At 65.2% G+C, this 1,141-nt stretch carries 2 protein-coding genes; both read right to left on the reverse strand.

The window, feature by feature from the left end:
• On the reverse strand, positions 1-850 hold an 850-nt coding region (locus ACZYOF_RS43875; protein ID WP_463719602.1), incomplete at its 3' end, for an IS3 family transposase.
• The coding region (locus ACZYOF_RS43880) for a helix-turn-helix domain-containing protein (RefSeq protein ID WP_463719603.1) at positions 847-1,141 on the reverse strand (295 nt) is incomplete at its 5' end. The genes ACZYOF_RS43880 and ACZYOF_RS43875, both read right to left, overlap by 4 nt.

Consider the following 1,141-nt stretch of genomic DNA (forward strand, 5'->3'; position numbering starts at 1 on the left):
CCCCGCAACCTGGTAAATTTGCTTCGAACTCGGCTGGCGGCTGGTAAGCCAGAGCCGAGTGCAGCCGTTGACGATTGTACACCTCTTCGATGAAGGCGCCGATCGCATTTCTGGCATGCGGCGCATCGCGGTAGGTCTGGCCGTTGACCTCCTCTTGCTTGAGGGTCTTCATGAAGCTCTCCGCTTTGGCATTGTCGTAGGGATTGCCGACCCGGCTCATGCTGGGCGCAATGTCGTGCTGCTGGAGGAGCTCGGTGTAGTCGCCGCAGGCGTATTGGATGCCGCGGTCGGAGTGGTGGATCAGGCTGCCAGGCGTGGGTTGGCGCGCCGCCAGCGCCATCGAGAGTGCGGCGACCGCCAGACGCGCCTCCAGGTGCGTCTCCAAGGCCCAGCCGATCACCCGCCGGCTGAAGGCATCGAGCACGATGGCGAGATAGGCGAACTCTTCCTGCAGATGGATGTAGGTGATGTCCGCCACCCAAAGCTGGTCGAGGCCATCAGGCACCATGCTGCGGGCCAGGTTCGGCACCACCCGCCACGGGTGGCGCGAGTCCGTCGTAACAGGCACGAACGGCCGCTGCCGCAAGCACAGCAAATTATCCTGCTGCATCAGGCGCAGCACGCGTTTGCGGTTCACCGCAAAGCCCTCGCGGCGCAACTGCGCGGCGATCCGGCGATAGCCATAATGCCTGTAGGCAAGCGCCAGCCGCTGGATCGCGTCTCGCACGGCGGTTTCTTCGGCACGTGGGGCGGAAGCCGCCCAATGCCGATAATAGCCGGCCCGGCTGACGCCAGCCAATCGGCACATCCGTTCGATCGTCAGTTCGCCTTGCCGCGGGGAGATCGTCATCGCTTGGATGACCGCGTAGACCCCCTCACGCCAGGCCCGCTGCTCGGCCGGCGTGCTTCCTTGACCCGCTGCAAGGCTTGCCGAAAAAAATCCAGTTCAACCTGCTGTTGGCCGATCTTGCGCTCAAGTTCCGCAATGCGCTCGGGCGCGCCAAGGTCGGCAGCCGCAACATCGCGCGCCCGCGCCCTCACGCTCGGTGCAACCGCATCGCTCTTGCGCGGACGCCCCAGCGGCCGCAGCGCCTCCGCCCCGCCGACGCGAAATAGATCGCGCCATGCGTAGAGATCCTTG

It is taken from the genome of Bradyrhizobium sp. LeoA1Lang, from assembly GCF_055413685.1.